Source organism: Neorhizobium sp. BETTINA12A (assembly GCF_023006485.1).
Lineage (GTDB): Bacteria > Pseudomonadota > Alphaproteobacteria > Rhizobiales > Rhizobiaceae > Neorhizobium.
Genome location: NZ_JALBGW010000006.1, coordinates 64,202 through 79,937, shown reverse-complemented (window position 1 = coordinate 79,937; position 15,736 = coordinate 64,202). Strand labels below are relative to the sequence as shown.

The 15,736-nt window shown below is 60.0% G+C and carries 15 protein-coding genes and 1 pseudogene; 10 read left to right on the top strand and 6 right to left on the bottom strand.

Going from position 1 to position 15,736, the window contains the following annotated elements; translation table 11 throughout:
* Positions 1–6: 6 nt before the first annotated feature.
* Positions 7–903 carry an MBL fold metallo-hydrolase gene (locus tag MOV61_RS03425; RefSeq protein ID WP_247135562.1) on the bottom strand — a complete coding sequence of 299 codons (897 nt, stop codon included), beginning with the start codon at positions 901–903 and terminating at the stop codon, positions 7–9.
* Between the two features lie 176 nt (positions 904–1,079).
* Here MOV61_RS03425 and MOV61_RS03420 point away from each other — a divergent pair, with 176 nt between their 5' ends.
* From MOV61_RS03420 to uxuA, 7 genes are all read left to right on the top strand, one after another.
* A complete protein-coding gene (locus tag MOV61_RS03420; protein ID WP_247135578.1) occupies positions 1,080–1,994 on the top strand; it encodes a LysR family transcriptional regulator in 915 nt (304 codons plus the stop codon).
* Between the two features lie 103 nt (positions 1,995–2,097).
* A complete protein-coding gene (locus MOV61_RS03415; protein ID WP_247135561.1) occupies positions 2,098–2,811 on the top strand; it encodes a FadR/GntR family transcriptional regulator in 714 nt (237 codons plus the stop codon).
* Positions 2,812–2,866: 55 nt separating this feature from the next.
* Positions 2,867–3,841, top strand: a complete 975-nt coding sequence (locus MOV61_RS03410; RefSeq protein ID WP_040124394.1) for a sialic acid TRAP transporter substrate-binding protein SiaP — start codon at positions 2,867–2,869, stop codon at positions 3,839–3,841.
* Positions 3,842–4,022: 181 nt separating this feature from the next.
* A complete protein-coding gene (locus MOV61_RS03405; RefSeq protein ID WP_247135560.1) occupies positions 4,023–4,601 on the top strand; it encodes a TRAP transporter small permease in 579 nt (192 codons plus the stop codon).
* Between the two features lie 4 nt (positions 4,602–4,605).
* Positions 4,606–6,012 carry a TRAP transporter large permease gene (locus tag MOV61_RS03400; RefSeq protein ID WP_247135559.1) on the top strand — a complete coding sequence of 469 codons (1,407 nt, stop codon included), beginning with the start codon at positions 4,606–4,608 and terminating at the stop codon, positions 6,010–6,012.
* 66 nt (positions 6,013–6,078) lie between these two features.
* A complete protein-coding gene (locus MOV61_RS03395) occupies positions 6,079–7,134 on the top strand; it encodes an L-idonate 5-dehydrogenase (protein ID WP_247135558.1) in 1,056 nt (351 codons plus the stop codon).
* A gap of 10 nt (positions 7,135–7,144) precedes the next feature.
* Positions 7,145–8,344 (top strand): mannonate dehydratase, encoded by a 1,200-nt coding sequence (gene uxuA, locus MOV61_RS03390; RefSeq protein WP_247135557.1) that lies wholly within the window; start codon positions 7,145–7,147, stop codon positions 8,342–8,344.
* A 52-nt stretch (positions 8,345–8,396) separates the two neighbouring features.
* On the opposite strand, the gene MOV61_RS03385 is transcribed toward uxuA, so the two are convergent.
* The 3 genes from MOV61_RS03385 to MOV61_RS03375 are packed head-to-tail and all read right to left on the bottom strand — an operon-like array spanning position 8,397 to position 11,182.
* Positions 8,397–9,536 carry a mandelate racemase/muconate lactonizing enzyme family protein gene (locus tag MOV61_RS03385; protein WP_040125716.1) on the bottom strand — a complete coding sequence of 380 codons (1,140 nt, stop codon included), beginning with the start codon at positions 9,534–9,536 and terminating at the stop codon, positions 8,397–8,399.
* 13 nt (positions 9,537–9,549) lie between these two features.
* Positions 9,550–10,470 (bottom strand): dihydrodipicolinate synthase family protein, encoded by a 921-nt coding sequence (locus MOV61_RS03380; protein WP_247135556.1) that lies wholly within the window; start codon positions 10,468–10,470, stop codon positions 9,550–9,552.
* Positions 10,463–11,182 carry a GntR family transcriptional regulator gene (locus tag MOV61_RS03375; RefSeq protein WP_247135555.1) on the bottom strand — a complete coding sequence of 240 codons (720 nt, stop codon included), beginning with the start codon at positions 11,180–11,182 and terminating at the stop codon, positions 10,463–10,465. Before MOV61_RS03375 ends, MOV61_RS03380 begins: the two co-directional genes overlap by 8 nt.
* Positions 11,183–11,262: 80 nt before the next feature.
* On the opposite strand from MOV61_RS03375, the pseudogene MOV61_RS03370 reads away from it, so the two are divergent.
* Both MOV61_RS03370 and MOV61_RS03365 read left to right on the top strand, forming a co-directional pair.
* Positions 11,263–11,379: pseudogene (locus MOV61_RS03370) on the top strand (D,D-dipeptide ABC transporter permease); the annotation flags it as partial.
* Positions 11,380–11,502: 123 nt separating this feature from the next.
* Positions 11,503–12,393, top strand: a complete 891-nt coding sequence (locus MOV61_RS03365; protein WP_247135554.1) for a hypothetical protein — start codon at positions 11,503–11,505, stop codon at positions 12,391–12,393.
* A 38-nt stretch (positions 12,394–12,431) separates the two neighbouring features.
* Here the strand turns inward: MOV61_RS03365 and MOV61_RS03360 are convergent, their stop codons facing one another.
* Complete coding sequence (locus MOV61_RS03360) at positions 12,432–13,853, bottom strand: ATP-binding protein (RefSeq protein ID WP_247135553.1); 1,422 nt, start codon at positions 13,851–13,853, stop codon at positions 12,432–12,434.
* A 183-nt stretch (positions 13,854–14,036) separates the two neighbouring features.
* Here MOV61_RS03360 and MOV61_RS03355 point away from each other — a divergent pair, with 183 nt between their 5' ends.
* Complete coding sequence (locus MOV61_RS03355; RefSeq protein ID WP_247135552.1) at positions 14,037–14,885, top strand: MipA/OmpV family protein; 849 nt, start codon at positions 14,037–14,039, stop codon at positions 14,883–14,885.
* A gap of 121 nt (positions 14,886–15,006) precedes the next feature.
* On the opposite strand, the gene MOV61_RS03350 is transcribed toward MOV61_RS03355, so the two are convergent.
* Entirely contained in the window at positions 15,007–15,729 is a 723-nt protein-coding gene (locus MOV61_RS03350) for a response regulator transcription factor (protein ID WP_040124382.1), read from the bottom strand.
* Positions 15,730–15,736 lie beyond the last annotated feature (7 nt).

Sequence of the window (15,736 nt, the reverse complement as noted above, 5' to 3'; positions counted from 1 at the left end):
GACCGGTCAGCCCCACTTCATCTCGCCCGTGGCGACCTTGGAGCCGATGTCCAGAGCAATGCCCATGCCGAGGCCCGGGAAGCGCGCTTCCATCGCCGCCTTGAGCCCGGCTGAGCCCTTGGCCTTGGCCAGTTCTTCCTCGAACGCCTTCAGATAGGCAAGGGTATGCGCGACACCTGAAAGGTCAGTCGACGCTTCCGGGGTCATATGGCCGGCGACCACGATTGCCGGTTTGCGGGCTGCGATCTTCTCGAGATTGGCGATCCAGGCGGCCCGCAGTTCGGCGCTGTTGGTGTCCGCAGTCCAGACATGGACGCCATTGAAGATCAGCACGCCGCCGAATACGGCGTTCAGCGACGGGACGAAGAGATAGCGCCGGTTGGCAAGTCCTTCCGCTTCGACGATCTCGATCGTCTCGCCATCCACCGTCAGCGTCTTGCCGTCAAAGGCTTCCGGCATGACGACGTCGGCCAGCGTCTGCGGGCCGTTTTCCTTCAGCTGCGGACCCCAGACGGCGAGCTTCTTCTCGACGCTGCCCTTGATGGCGGCAACGGTTGCCGAGGCGGCGATTACCTTGGCATCCGGGAAAGCCGCCTTGATCGGCCCAAGGCTGAAATAATAATCCGGATCGGACTGGCTGATGTAGATCGTGGTGAGCGTCTTGCCAGTCGCCTTGATCGCGTCCGCCAGCGCCTTGCCGTCTGGGAGCGTGAAGCCGCCGTCGATCAGTACGGCTTCCGTCGCACCGGAAACCAGAACGGGAGCACGGAAAAAGCCGTTCTGTCCGGCGGGGAAATGCTTCCAGGTCAGGGTTCCGGCTGCATGGCCAAGTCCTGCAGGCGCAAAAACGGCGGTGGCGCCTGCGGCGAGAGTGGTTTTCATGATCGTTCTCCTTGTAAACATGGACTGTCTCCGGTGTTTCGTTCGCTATCTGGGGCTGAGAGATGACGGCCTTGCAGGCCTTGCCTCTCCTGCCTCGCTCCTTGTGAAGCCAAAGATGACACGGCGGGATAGAACGAAGAAGACCAACAAATACGACAGAATGTATGCTAGGAGTTGACAGTCGCGCGGGGGCTTTTATGCAAGAAGCGAGAAATCTCAACCGGCTCGCCTATTTTGTCGCTGTCGTCGACGCCGGATCTTTCACCCGGGCGGCGGAGTATCTCGGCATAACCAAGGCAGTCGTCAGCCAGCAGGTTGCCAGGCTCGAACAGGAGGTCGGCACGACGTTGCTGATGCGCACGACGCGGCGGGTCCAGCCTACCGAGGCAGGACAGATGTTTCACGCCCGTTGCGTGTCGATCCTCAGAGAGGCCGAGGATGCGCTGGGGGAACTGGCTCAAGCCAGGTCGGAACCCAAGGGCCTGTTGAGGATCACCGCACCCTACGACTATGGCACGTCGGTAGTCGTGCCTTTGGTCACCGCCTTCACGTCCCGCTATCCGGATTGCAGGGTGGAACTCAATCTCAGCGACAGGATGGTCGATCTGGTCTCCGAGAACATGGACCTCGCTATTCGCGTCGGGTGGCTGGCTGACTCAAGCCTCCAGGCCAGACGGATCGGCTTTTTCCGGCAATACCTTGTCGGCCCGCCTCAGTTTGCCACACGACTAGCGGAATTAAACGGGCTCGCCGATTTGCCCGCCCTGCCCTTCGTTGCCAATAACGCGCTGCGAGAACCTTTGGAATGGACGTTTACGCGCGGTGATCAGGAGGCACTCACGGTGCGGTTCAAGGCGTCTATCGCGATCAATACCACGCCGGCGGTCATGGAAGCAGTAAGGCAAGGTGGCGGATTGTCCGTGCTGCCGGATTTCCTCGCGACTGCTGACTTGGCCGATGGACGCCTTATTCACGTCCTGCCTGAATGGCAGCTGCCGTCGGGCGGCGTCTTCACGGTCTATCCGGCTGCACGTTTTCGCCCGCCTAAGGTTTCCGCATTCGTGGACATGCTGATAGCGGCGTTGAGAACGGAAACACCGCGCGCGGAATAGGCCGATGGCCACTTGACAGATTTTTCAATTAACCCATAGTAGAAATTGGTCAGACAATCTGACCGCCTGCGCATCAGAGGAGTGATGCGCTCGGAGGAGTTCGATGTTCGTGGCCTTGGAGCCGCGCCGGCTTTATCGCCAGGTTGCGGAGCAGATTCGTACGCTGATCGATACGGGGGAGCTGAAGCCGGGTTCGAGGCTTCCGCCCGAACGAGAGCTTGCCGAGCGATTTTCCGTTTCCCGGCCGACGGTCCGCGAGGCTCTGATCGTGCTCGAGGTCGAAGGCCGGATTCAGATCCGGATGGGATCCGGCGTCTATATCAGCAGCGCTCCGCGACAGCCCGCCAGCGTCCTGCCGAACGACGAAGGAGGCGGCCCCCTCGAAATCCTTCAGGCGCGGTGCCTGATCGAAAGCAGCATCGCGGAGGAGGCCGCGCGTCTGGTGACGCCCGACGGCATCGCCCGGATCGATCTGCTTTTGGAGCGCATGGAGCAGTCGCTGGACGACGGCCCGGTCGCTCTTGCCTGCGACCGCGATTTTCACACGGCGATCGCCGACATCATCGGCAATTCGGCCCTGAAGCACTTCACCGGGCTGATCTACGATACGCGGATGTCGCCCTATTTTACGAAGCTCGCCAGCTATTTCGAAGGGCCGCACACATGGAAGCTGGCGCTCGAGGAGCACCGCGTCATTCGTGACGCCATCGCAGCGGGAGACCCTGCCGCGGCACGCGAGGCCATGCGCCGTCATCTGACGCTGGCGCAAAAGAGATTCTCGGAAAGCTTCGAGGAGGAGCAGACCAGAGAAGACTGACCTCCACCACTGCGGTGGGGTCGACCATACAGTTCCGTTTCACTGGGAGGAAAGAATGAAACACCGACTGAAGACATTGCTTGGCGCCGCCGCAGTCATCATTGCATCGACGCTTTCGGCGCATGCCGAAACCGTGCTGAAATGGGCTCATGTCTATGAGACATCCGAGCCTTTCCACACCGACTCCGTCTGGGCCGCCGGCGAAATCGCCAAGCGGACCAATGGCCGTTACAAGATCGACGTATATCCGGCTTCACAGCTTGGAAAAGAAGCCGACATCAACCAGGGCCTCAAGCTCGGCACCGTGGATATCATCATCTCCGGCTCCAGTTTTGCGGCGCGCGATTACAAGCCGATCGGCGTCACCTATTATCCCTATATCTTCCGCGATGCGAGCCACCTGATCGCCTATACCAAGAGCGACATCTTCAAGCGTCTCGCCAAGGGCTATGAAGACAAGACCGGCAACCATATCGCCGCCGTAACCTATTACGGAACGCGCCACACCACATCCAACAAGCCGATTTCCAAGTGCGCCGACCTGCAGGGCGTGAAGATGCGCGTGCCGGATGTTCCAGCCTATCTCGCCATGCCGCGGGCCTGCGGCGCCAATACAACGCCGATCGCCTTTGCCGAAGTTTACCTCGCCCTGCAGAATGGCACGGTCGACGCGCAGGAAAATCCGCTGACCACGATCGAGGCGAAGAAGTTTTATGAGGTGCAGAAGAATATCGTCCTGACCGGCCATATCGTCGACCACCTCAACACGCTGTTCTCGAAGAAGCTCTGGACCAGCCTGTCAGACGAGGACAAGAAGATCTTCTCCGACGTCGCGCAGGAAGCCAGCGTGCGTTCGTCGAAAACGATCGACGCCCGTGAAAAGGAACTGGTCGACGAGTTCAAGAAGAAGGGCCTGACCGTGACGGAAGTCGACAAGGCGGACTTCCTGAAGAACGTCGTCGAAAAGGTCAAGCTCGAGGAGTTCGGCTATGAAAAGGCCGACTGGGAAGCAATCCGCGCAATCAAGTAAGCCCATGGCGCGGTCTTCGGGCCGCGCCTGTTCGACAATTCCTTCCATTGCGCATGGGACCTGCCGTTTCGGCTGGTCACCAGGCGGGCCCGCCGCACCTTTCTGGAGGCTGCGGCGGCTCGCCCGGCCGGCGAACGTTTTCCCGGCGCAGTGAGGTTCATACCCGGACAGGATGCTATCGATGTCAGCGTCGCAGGAAATTCATACCAAGGTCACGCCTGAAGAACTTGCCCATACATTTGACGAGGCGCCAACTGAGGCCAATCTCAGCACTTATGCGTTCGAGGATTGGATCACCCTGGCCCTTTTCTGGCTGATGACGGGTTGTGTCTTCCTCCAGTTCTTCACACGCTACGTCCTCAACAACAGTTATGCCTGGACAGAGGAAATCGCCGTCAACTGCCTGATCGGCGTGGTGTTCCTGGGCGCCGTGATGTGCGTGCGCACATCACGCCATATCCAGGTGGATGTCCTCTATCATTACCTGCCCGCCCGCGTGACCCGCGTGATGGCGACGGCGGTGGATCTCATCCGCATCGGCTTCTTCCTCTACGGATCATGGCTGATGTGGCGTTACATGGAGATCGTGGCGGACGAGGAGATGGTGACGGTGCAACTGCCGCGCAACATCGTCTTCTATTCCGTGCTTGCCGCCTTCGTGCTGATGCTGCTGCGCTCGATCCAGGTCTTCATCGCCAACATGCGCCGGGGTTACTCCGTTCTGGAGCGACCGGAAGCTTTCCAGAGCGTGGAGGATTGACGCCATGTTGCTGCTCATAGGTTCGTTTCTTGCCCTGATGCTGATCGGACTTCCGGTCGCCGTCTCCATGGCCGTGTCATCGGTCCTGTACATTGTCTTCTATGACGTCGCGCCCGACATCATTGCCGCGCAGCGGCTGATTGCCGGCGTCGAAAGCTTTCCGCTTCTGGCCGTTCCCTTCTTCATCCTCGCCGGCAACCTGATGAATATCGCGGGCGTCACCGGCCGCATCTACGCCTTCGCCGTTGCCCTTGTCGGCTGGATGAAGGGTGGCCTCGCGCAGGTGAACATCATCGGCTCGGTGGTGTTTTCCGGCATGTCGGGAACGGCACTGGCAGATGCCGCAGGCATCGGCACCATCGAGATCAAGGCCATGCGCGATCACGGCTATCCGGTGGAAGCGGCCGTTGGCGTTACCGCGGCCTCTGCCACGCTCGGGCCGATCTTTCCGCCGTCGCTGCCCTTCGTCATCTACGGCATGATGGCGAATGTCTCGATCGGCGCTCTCTTCATGGCCGGCATCGTGCCCGGCGTCGTGATGACGGTGCTGATGATGGTCACCGTGGCGATCTTTGCCTACGTCAAACGCTGGGGCTCGGATGCCCCGTTCAGCATCAAGGGCCTGATCGGCGCGTCGTCGGAGATCCTCGTCGTGATGATGGTCCCGGCCACCATCTGGGTTCTGATCACGCTCGGCCTGTCGCTCAACTTTGCCATTTTCATTGCACTGGCCGTGCTGCTGATATGCGACTGGTATTTCAACTTTTCCGCGGTGATGGCGCTGATGACCCCGGTCATCCTGATTGGTGGCATGACCATGGGCTGGTTTACGCCGACGGAAGCAGCCGTCGCGGCCGTTCTCTGGTCGCTTTTCCTCGGCATGGTGCGCTACCGGACCATGACATTCAGGACGATCGCAAAGGCGAGCTTCGACACGATTGAAACGACGGCATCCGTGCTGTTCATCGTGGCCGCAGCCTCCGTGTTTGCCTGGCTTTTGACCGTCAGCCAGACGGCGCAGCTTCTGTCGAATGCGATTCTCTCCATCACCAGCAACAAATGGATCTTCCTGATCCTGGTGAACCTGCTGATGCTGTTCGTCGGCTGCTTCCTCGATACGATCGCGGCGATTACCATCCTCGTCCCGATCCTGCTGCCGCTGGTCAAGCAGTTCGGTATCGATCCGGTGCATTTCGGATTGATAATGACGCTGAACCTGATGATCGGCCTCCTGCATCCGCCGCTCGGCATGGTGCTCTTCGTCCTGTCGCGTGTCGCGCGACTATCCGTCGAGCGTACGACGATGGCGATCATTCCCTGGCTGGTGCCGCTCATCATCGCCTTGCTGCTGATCACCTTCATCCCGGCCATCACTCTCTGGCTGCCGACGGAGATGGGACTGATCCGCTGAAACCCGGTCCCGTACGGCTTTCTGACGCGTACGGGGCACGATCTCTCTGAAAGAGAAAGGCATCGCATGAAGACGCGCGTCGCTCGTCTCCACGGTATCCGTGACATCAGGATCGAAGATCTTGATTACCGCAAGCCCGGCCCGGGCGAAGTGCTGCTGGCCATGGCGGCGGGCGGCATCTGCGGCTCGGACCTGCATTATTACCAGGATGGCGGGTTTGGGCCGGTGCGGGTTCGCGAACCCATCATCGCCGGCCACGAGGCCTCGGGCTTCGTCGAAGCCTTGGGCGAAGGGGTTTCCGGGCTCAATCTTGGGCAACTGGTAGCGGTCAACCCATCGCAGCCCTGCGGCCATTGCCAATACTGCCGGATCGACCAGCCGATCCATTGCCTCGACATGCGTTTCATGGGCTCGGCCATGCGCCTGCCGCACGAAAACGGCATGTTCCGCGAGAGGCTGGTCGTTCCGGCGATCCAGTGCCATCCGGTGGGACGTGACGTGTCGCCGGGCGAGGCTGCCTGTGCGGAGCCGCTTGCGGTGTGCCTGCATGCCGTCGCCCTGGCCGGAGACCTGTCGGGTCGCAACGTGCTGGTCACGGGGGCAGGCCCGATCGGGCTTCTGACGGTTGCCGCCGCCCGGCATGCGGGTGCCGCGAGAATCGTGGTGACGGATCTGGCTGACGCAGCCCTGTCGCGGGCGCCGTCAATGGGAGCGACCGAAACGATCAACGTGGCCTCCGATCCGGACGGGCTCCTCCCCTTCCAGGAGAACAAGGGCAGCTTCGACGTGGTGTTCGAATGCTCGGCTTCAGGTGCGGCCCTGCGATCGGCATTTGCCGCGATCAAGCCGCGCGGAACCCTCGTCCAGGTCGGCGTGACCGGTGACATGACGATCCCGCTGAATGCGCTGGTCGGCAAGGAGATCGTCTGGCGCGGCTCGCAGCGCTTCCATTCCGAATTTGCCGAGGCGGTCGATCTGATCGCCACGCGGCGCATCGACGTGCGGCCGATCATCTCGCACAGTTTCCCGCTTGATGCGGCGACCGCGGCTTTCGAACAGGCCGAGGACCGTTCCAGGGCCTGCAAGGTGCAGATCACATTTAAACAAACTGAGAAAGCGTGAAGGACGAGACATGAGACATACGTGGCGCTGGTTCGGCCCGGTCGACAAAGTGAGCGTAAGAGACGCGGCGCAGGCCGGCGCGGAAGGCATCGTTTCGGCGCTCCACCACATTGCGACCGGCGAGGTCTGGCCGGTCGACGAGATTTCCAGGCGACACGAGGAGATCAAGGCCGGCGGCCTGGTGTGGGATGTCGTGGAGAGTGTTCCGGTTTCCGAAGACATCAAGACGCAGACCGGCGACTGGAAGCGCCATATCGCCAACTGGCAGGAAACGCTGCGGCGTCTTTCGGCCTCCGGCATCCGCACGGTCTGTTACAATTTTATGCCGATCCTCGATTGGACACGCACGGACCTGCGCTGGGACATGCGCCATGGCGCCAAGGCCATGCGGTTCGACCTGACGGATTTTGCCGCCTTCGATATCCATATCCTCAAGCGTCCCGAGGCTTACAGTGATTACCCGGAATGGCTGCAGGAGGGTGCGGCGGAACGGTTTTCCGAGATGGCCGATGCGAAGATCGCAGCCTTGGGCAAAAACATCGGGGCGGGGCTGCCGGGCTCGGCGGACGGCTATACGCTCGACCAACTGCTGGAAAAACTTCGCTCCTACCAGGGTATCGACCGGGAACGGCTGCAGCAGAACCTCGTCGACTTTCTGACTGAAGTCACGCCCGTGGCGGAAGAGGTCGGCATCAATATCTGCGCTCACGGCGACGATCCGCCCTGGCCGTTGCTTGGCCTTCCGCGCATCCTGTCGACCGAGGCCGATTACGCACATATGCTGGATCAGGTCGGCGCGCGCGCCAATGGCGTGACGCTCTGCACCGGCTCGCTCGGTGCCAGGCCCGATAACGATCTGCCCTTCATCGCCTCGCGCTTTGCCGACCGCATCCATTTCGTGCACCTGCGGAATGTGACACGGGACACCGACACGGTCCCCTGCTCTTTCTTCGAGGACGAACATCTGGAAGGCGGAACGGACATGGTTGCGGTGATCGCCGCACTGCTTTCGGAAGAGGCTCGTCGGCGCGGGGAAGGCCGCGAGGATCATCGCATCCCCATGCGGCCGGATCACGGGCAGGAAATCCTCGACGACCTGACGCGCGGAGCCCAGCCGGGCTACCCCGCCATCGGACGTCTCAAGGGGCTGGCGGAGCTTCGCGGCATCGAGAGAACTCTGACACATGCCCGCTACGGCTTGCGGGCATGATCATGAGCCACCGGTTCGGCATCGCATGTTTGCGGCCGATCTCCGGCGGTTTTCACGGATAGGCCGTCGAGCCGTCCGGCTTGCGGGTGATCTTGCGCTCCCAGTGGATGTAATCGTCCTTGGCCAGCACCTTTTCGTCGATCTCGATACCCCAGCCCGGGCGATCCGGGCGCAGGTTCATATATCCGTCCACCGGCATATAGGGGTCGAGCGCCCAGGGCGCGTGCACATGCGGCTTGAACTCCAGGATCTTGAAGTTCGGCTGGGCTGCGGAGAAGTGGATGTTCACCGCGGTTGCGAGCGGCCCCATCGGGTTATGCGGTGCGACGGTGACATAGTGGGCTTCCGCGATCGCCGCGATGCGGCGCATTTCGCTGACGCCGCCAACGACGCAGATGTCCGGCTGGATGATGTCGGCGCCGCGGGCGGAAAGCAGTGCCAGGAACTCGAAGCGGTTGTAGAGAGATTCGCCGGTCGCCAGCGGCACCGTTACCTTCGACTTCAATTCCGTCCATGCGGGAATATGTTCAGGCCGGATCGGTTCTTCGTAGAAAAGCGGATCATAGGGTGCGATCGCCGCAGCCAGCTGGACGGCCTGGTAAGGTTCGTAGATCTTCGCGTGTGCATCGAAGGCGAATTCGAAATGCGAAGGGGTGATCTCGCGGATCTTGCCGAAATAGTCGCCCGTTTCCTTCACCAGTTCGCCCCAGCGGCTGTTGTGAAGATCGCGGCGATAGGGGCTCAGCTTGAACGCGGTATAACCGTAGTCTTCATGGAGCTTGAGCGTCTGATCGAGCGCGTCCTGTGGATCGGGTGCGGTATAGACACCGCAATAGACGCGGACGCGGTCACGCACATTGCCGCCGAGCAGCATGTAGACCGGCAGACCCGCAGCCTTGCCGGCGATATCCCACAATGCGTGATCGATTGCAGAAATCGCGGCAAGGCCGAGCGCGCCGGGAGGAAACCGGCACTGTTGGTTGAGCTTCAGGACGAGGAATTCCACGCGGCGCGGGTCTTCTCCCTCGATCTGGTGGAAGAAGTAGTCGAGAAGCGGCGGAAGCGCCCAGTCGGGGCCATGATTGTAGCATTCGCCCCAGCCGGAAATGCCTTCGCTGGTCTCGATCTTGAGCAGCAGGCGAGGACGGTCGTCGACGCGCTGCATGTATGTCTTTATTCCGGTAATATGCACCTTGGTTTCCTCCTCAGGCGGCAAGCGTTTCGGTTTTGACGCGATCGACGATGGTCCGCAGGATCCGCCGCTCATCTTCGTTGAGGGCGACGACGCCCGGAATGCGCACCGGTCCGACATCGGTGCCGAGCATGCCGAGCGCTTCCTTCACAACCGTCACGTTGGCGCCGTTATTGTATTTCGTGCGCAGCGTTTCGAAGCCGGCGATGCTGTCGATCAATTCTCGCGCCGTCGCATAATTGCCCGCCTCCAGCGCCCGGTGGATGGCGTGCGAGCGTTCGGGGAAGACGTTGACGAGACCCGAGGTGAAGCCCTTGGCGCCCATGGCGTAAAATGCCGGCGCCCAGCCTTCGGCCAGACCGCAGACCCAGATCGCGGGAGCGTCGCGGGTCGCACGAATGACTTCTGCGAGCAGCATCAGGTTCGACGAGGCGAACTTGATGCCGGCGATGTTCGGATGCAGTGCGAGTTTGCGAAAATCCTCGACCGAGAAACTATCGCTGCGCACGTAGGCGATGACCGGTACGGTGCAAAACTCCGCCAGTTCCAGGAAATAGCCGGCCTGATAGGACGGCCCGGCAAACGGGTCCATGGGATGATGGCCCATGATCGCGTCCGCACCTTCGGCAATCGCGTCCTTGGCAAGCGCCTTTGCTTCGGTCAGCGAGCGACCGACGGCGGCGCTCACCAGCGACATGCCGTCGGCCGCCTTGATCGTGGTGGCATGCACGATGCGAACTTCGTCCATAGTGAGCGTGAAGAACTCGCCGGTATTGCCAGCCGCCATCAAGTTGTGGACCTTGGCAACCGCCAGGCGCCTGATCAGCTCTCCCAGCTTTTCGACGTCGACAGTCCCGTCTTGCCGGTAAGGCGTCACGGGAACACCGGAAATGCCGGTCAGCGCCTTTCTTACAGTCTGAAGCCTGTCATTCACGTCCGATATCCTTTTTGCTGCCGAAAACGATGTTCAAATAGGTTTCGCCGGAGCGCACGACATGGTTGCGCATCTGCCGCTCGGCGAGATCCGCATCACCGGTGACGATAGCCTTAGCGATGGCGGTGTGTTCTTCGAGGGCTTTTTGCCGCTCGGCGGGATCCATGTGGATGACGCGGCGGATGCTGGCGTCATAAAATTGCTGCCGCTCGATCAGTTTCGCCAGATAACTGCAGCGCGAACTGCGGTGAATGTGCTCGTGGAATTGCTCGTTGAGGGAAATGAGGCTGTCCGCATCCGCCGAGGTCGTCGCCTTTGCCATCAGGTCGGCTATTGCCGTCAGCTCGGCGCCGGCAGGCTTGCCGATGCGCTTGGCGGCCAGGTGCGCAATCATCGATTCGAGCGCCGCGCGGGCAAGAATCATCTCCTCCGCCCATCCCATATCGAACCGGATGATGACGCCGCGCCGGGGCAGCGCCTCGACCAGGCCTTCCGTCTCGAGTTGCCGCAGCGCCTCTTTGATCGGCGTGGTACTGACGCCGAATTGTTCGGCCAGGCTGCGCTCGTTGACCTTCTCCCCCGTTGCGAACCGCCCCGCGAGGATGGCAGCCCGCAAACTGCGATGGACGTGATCGCGCACCGTCATCTGAAATTTCGGGTCGATCTTCGCAAACGCTTCGGACCGTGGGCTTCCAGTGGGCTCAGGAATCATTTTCGCGAAATCCGTTGACGAGGCGGTGAGCGTACAGCGCCTGATATACCAGATTTCAGATCTATGTCGATACGGGTCGCGTCCTGCTTCGCGTGCCGCCGTTGTGCGCGCCGTCGATCATCATCCGCCCGACCCTCAACATGTCGGGCATCCTCCTCACGGTCGCCGGTCTCGGCTTTCTCGGCCTCGGCGCCAGGGCGCAACTGGTGGTGGGAACCCGCCGACATCGATGACAATCTTCGGCAACATCATATAACAACTATAAACAATCATTCGCGCCGAAGTCGCTTAGACCGTCTCCAGATCATCGATGGAGCGGCATGTTGGTTACGATTGTTTGCATGAAATGGGGCACGGCTTTCACCGCCAGCCATGTCAATGCTCTTTATGCCGGTGTGCTGCGCAACATGGAGGAGCCGTTCGACTTTGTCTGCCTGACCGACGATCGTCGCGGCCTTGCTTCCGGCATTCTCACTCGTCATATCCCGAATCTCGGCTTGCCTGAGCAGGCGTGGAGACGAGGGTGCTGGCCCAAGATCGGCGTGTTTGCCCCGGGTCTTTTCCCGCCCGGAGACGTCGTGCTTTTTCTCGATCTCGACGTCATGATCCAACAATCACTCGCCCCGCTGGTCGGCGTGCTTCGGGAGCGCCATCATTTTGTGATCCAACGGGAGTGGAATCCGGATCTCTGGAGCCTTCTCCCAGATAGCTTCAGGCCGGACAGGGGTGCCCAGTCATCCGTCTTTGGGTTTCATGCAGGAGATGTCGATGGAATTTACCACGACTTCGTAGGCAAAGCTGAGGCGATCATCGCGCAATTCAAGAACGACCAGTCCTACCTGACGCAGGCAGTGCGGCAAAAAAGTTACTGGCCGACAGGTTTCTGCGTCAGCTTCAAGAGAAGCTGCACAAAATACTTTCCGATCAATCTGCTTTTGCCGAGGATCAGGCAGCCGCGGAACGCAAAAATCATCGTCTTCCACGGGAAGCCGAGACCTTGGGATACAATGGTCGAAAAAGGCCAGCGGTGGGGATCGAAAAGGCGATTTGGCGTCGGCCCCGTCCCATGGATCGAACAATATTTCAATCAGGCGGACGCGATGTTGGCTTCCCTCACCAATGCTGCAGGCAATTTCGACGCGAGCGCCCATACCTCCGCAGCAAATACCGGCCCAGAGCGGGCAAACCCGCCGAGTTATAGCCATAGCTAAGGTCCTTACTGCACCGATCAAAGCCATCGCCCAGGCGTTCACCGAACCTGCGCGGTGACGCTGTCAGCCTGGAGATCTGCTGGAAACGTTAACCGCGCCAAGAGGCCGGATGACTCCCCGTCCAACAGTTCCAGCGTTCCTCGGTGAGCTTGCACGATTTCCCCAACGATGGACAATCCTAGCCCGAACCCGGCGTTGCCGTCAGTCCTCGCCGCATTCAGCTTGAAGAATGGCTCCAACACCTGTGCACGAGATTGCTTCGGTATCCCGGGGCCATTGTCCGATACGTCGACAACGACCTTGTCTCCGCTTCGCTTCAGCTCGATTGCGACCTTGTCGCCAAATTTCACAGCGTTTTCGCAAAGGTTGGTCACTGCACGCGTTATCGCGAGAGGCTTGCAATTGGCGGACAGATGATTGGGGCCGATATAGTCGACCTTGTGGCCCACATCGTCAAACTCGCTGCAGATCGTCTGCAGCGTCGTTGCCAGGTCAATCGTTTCTACCTGCTCGCGATGATGGTCGTCACGCAGATAGCTGAGGCTCTCTTTGAGGAGACTATCGATGCGAGAGATATCCGCCAGCAACATATCGCGCAATTGCCCGTCGCCGACCCGCTCTATTCGAAGTCTTAGTCTCGTCAATGGCGTGCGCAGATCGTGGCTCACCCCGCGCAGCATCCGCGTCCTGCCGTGGATCATATCGGTGATACGATCGCTCATCCCGTTCAAGGAGCGCGCAACAGCGACGATCTCTACGCTGCCTTCCTCTTCGAAGATTACCCGACCAGACGTGATGTCAGCATTCGCAGCCGCGGAAGCAATCTTCCGTAGCGGCCGCGTGATTGCCCAGACCCCGAACGAAGAAAACAGCACGATCAAAGTAATAACCGCCACCAGATAATCGAGGACCTCGCTCCAGAACGCCGTGCTGGGAAGGCCGTCCAAAACGAGGATTGTTTTATCGTCAATCTCAGCTGAGACGACGCGCTTGTCATCAACAAAGGTTTTCCAGCCGCCGAGTGGCGTCTGTCTCCCATCGGGCGAAAAAAGCCAGTCCATCGTAGCGTCCAGGACGCTTTCCCCCGGCCATGAACTCTTGAACGTTTCCGCCAAGGCGCGAGGTCGCAGAGTGAAGTGCCAACCGGCACGATTGGCTGCTTGAAGAACGATGTCGCGCTCTTCGGGCGTGGCCGTTTTGAGGATGGAGCTTATCGTGAACACACTGTCGGCGAGTTCCTCAACATCAACTAGCGAGTATCCGGTTTCAACCCGCTGCTTGAGAAAAGAGCCGCCTAAAACGGTGATGGCGAGGCTGAGAAGAATGACGCCCGTGATCTGACTATGGATCGTCGATAGGCCTGGAAGCCGGCGAAAGAACATGAGCACCCTTTTGGAATTGAGAAGCGCGCTTGAGCCGAGGCCGCTCGGCGAACCGGAAACATAGTCGAACTCCCTCACAAGATCCCGCGTTTCCTGCTGCGCGATTATTACGTTTTGTTACGGCGGGGCCGCCTCGTTGCCGATCGCGGCGGGCTGCAACAAAGTGCAACAAAAAAACACGCAACCGAGGGCTCCAGCATGAAACACAAGCCATCGCAGGCTCCTCTGTTGGGGGGACTGATAACCTGTTCTGGAGCCCTTATGCTACATCTTAAAAAAGCCAAGCGGCGTCTTTCGCCCCTCGCCTTATGCGCCGCATTCAGCGTTGCGGGATTTTCTCCAAACGCCTATGGCGCCGACCAGACCGCCACCGAGCAGACGCCGGAGCCACCTTTCGACAAGCAGCGTTTCGACAAACGCCAACCGGAGCGCAATTGGAGCTTGATCCTTGGCGCAGGCGCTTCTTACGAGCCTAAATACGAAGGGAGCGACGAATTTGAAGTCAGCCCCATTCCCTTCGTCGTGTTTACCTACGGCAAATGGTTGGAAATCGATCCAGGTGGGATCAGCGTCACTGTCCTGGATCAAGGCGGATTTTCCATTTCCGCTGCGGTTGGCTACGAATCAGGGCGGGATGAGGGTGACGGTGATCGCCTCCGCGGCCTCGGCGACATCGACTTCGCCGCAACAGTCGGCGCAAAAGTCGGCTATGATTGGGGTCCGGTCAAAATCTATGCGAGCGTCGACCAGACCATCAATGGCAGTGAAAGCCTGATCGGAAAGTTTGGGGTAGAGTACTCGGCCCCGGTCACGGAGCGTCTCATTCTGGGCGCACGCGCCGAAGCCACCGTGGCCAATGACAAACATATGCAGGCCTATTTTGGCGTCGATGCCGCTCAGTCGGCACGTTCAGGCCTGCCTGAATATAAAGCGGAAGCAGGCTTGAAGCGTGTCGACCTTTCTGCCTCTGCCACATACGCACTGAGCGATCATTGGTTGGTGCGTGGTGAAGCAGGCATCGGAGTGCTCACCGGAGATGCCGCGGATAGCCCGATCGTCGAGAAGAAGATCCAGCCTTCCGTTTCTGCTTTTGTTGGCTACAAGTTCTAAAGCCGGCGAGCGAAGATAAATGGCGTGTCGCCTGCACGGATCGCATCCGATCCGCAGGCGACATGCGTTGCCGTGCGCAATATGGCAGTTGCGGCGGCGGAGAAAGATCGCGGCCGCTACTTCAGACCTCCTCCACCGACGCGGTGAAAGTATATCCTCCCAGCCTGACCGTCTGCAGGAGCGTTGGCTCGCGAGGATCAGCCTCGATCTTTTGGCGGAGGCGGCTGATATGCACATCAATACTGCGCTCGATCGGCCCAGCCAGCCCGGAATGGGTAAACAAGAGCAGCTCCTCGCGGGTGATGACCCTGCCCGGATTTCTGCAGAACGCCAGCAGAAGATCGAATTCCGTCGTTGTCAAAGCGATGCGAGCGTTGCCGGGGTCGTGAAGCCGGCGCCGCATCGGGTCAATCACCCATCCGTCAAACCGCAGCTTCCTTTGAGCAGAGCTACTTGTCAGGCCGTAAGAGGCGCGACGCAGGAGACTGCGAATCCGAGCGACCACCTCTCTTGGGCTGAAGGGTTTCGTAATGTAGTCATCGGCGCCGACTTCCAGTCCCACGATCCGGTCGACTTCCTCTCCGAGTGCCGTCAACAGGATTATGGGGATCGTTCTTTCCGAACGGATGCGTTTGCAAATGCTTAGGCCATCTTCGCCCGGCAGCATGACATCGAGGATGATCAGATCATAGGAATTGCTGCGAAGCAGGGACTGCATCACGTTTCCGTCCTCGGCCACGGTCGGCAGCATCCCGCTTTCCTGAATTGTCGACGCCAGAAGATTGCCGATTTCGAAGTCGTCTTCCACGATCAATATCTTCGCGGATGCTGAATTGGGCTGCATAGGTCTT